Below are 1257 nucleotides of genomic sequence, written 5' to 3'. Positions count from 1 at the left end.
TGTTCTAACATTGCATTGTATAAATTATAGGATAAATCAAGAATATAATCTATCTTTTTGATNTGCTCTTTATTCGGGTATATTCTGAATTTATAAGCCCTCATGCCTTTTTGCCTCCTGTGAGTCTACATATTCTTTTAAAATATATTGTATAATAACTTAATAAACTATAAAATTTGCGCTTTCATCCCCTCCCTAACGAAAGGGAACTTCCCGCTTATATGTTAAAAGAGGTTGTAACATATTTCTTCAATAATATATTTAAATGGTGATTGACATTATGAATTTAATGATGTACAAAGAGTTCGGCAATAGTTCATTCAAAACTTCGGCTATAGGCATGGGGACTTACTACGATGTGAGATGGATATTCAAGACCTATTTGGGCATATACTCAGGCAAAGAACAGAAGGTTGATGCTATCAAATCAGGAATAGACAATGGAATTAACCTTATAGATACCGCAGAGCTCTACAGAACAGAAAAAATAATTGGTTCTGTGATAAAACAGTACAAAAGGGATGAACTATTTCTGGCAACGAAGGTTTTTCCAACACATCTATCACCAAAATCGCTGGAAAAGGCTCTTGACCGCAGCCTGAAAAGTCTTGACACCAATTATGTTGATTTGTATCAGATCCATTTTCCAAATCCCACAATAGACCTCAAAAAAACACTTAGAACCATGGAGAAGATGATAGATATGGGAAAAATGAAATACATAGGCCTGAGCAATTTTAATTTGAATCTCATAAAACGTGCACAGAATGCACTTTCAAAATATGAGATTACGTCTGTGCAGATAAACTATAACATTTTTCACAGGAAAAACCAGAGAGGTATTATAGATTATTGTGAAAAAAATCACATAGCTGTAATGGCATATTTTCCACTGGGACATGGAAAGGTCACCCAGCCACAATATAACAAATATTTTGACCATATCAGAAAAACAGTAGGTGATGTGCCGAATGCCAATATAGCTTTGGCCTATCTTGTAAGCAAACATCATAATGCGTTTCCCATACCAAGGGCGTCTAACAGGGAACATGTTATGCAGAATGTAAAATTTTCGGATTTGCTACTTAAGGATGAGGAAATGAAATACCTGGAAAATAGACTTTAATATTGCATTTAACTGTGGTAATTATATACAGTTAAAGAAATAGTTGTTTTTAATAGGATTTCCCGCTCAAAGTACTGGATTTTTGAACATTTATAGCGCATGTGATATATATAAGACACAGATGATATCTT

1 protein-coding gene is annotated in these 1257 nt (G+C 33.8%); it reads left to right on the top strand.

Going from position 1 to position 1257, the window contains the following annotated elements:
- Window positions 1-289: 289 nt before the first annotated feature.
- Window positions 290-1126 (top strand): aldo/keto reductase, encoded by an 837-nt coding sequence (locus tag AMDU4_RS14015; RefSeq protein ID WP_290705631.1) that lies wholly within the window; start codon window positions 290-292, stop codon window positions 1124-1126.
- Window positions 1127-1257: the final 131 nt, after the last annotated feature.

The sequence above is a fragment of the Ferroplasma sp. Type II genome (assembly GCF_000496155.1).
Note: the sequence above shows the minus strand (reverse complement) of the source record. Positions and strands in the feature narration are given on the sequence as shown.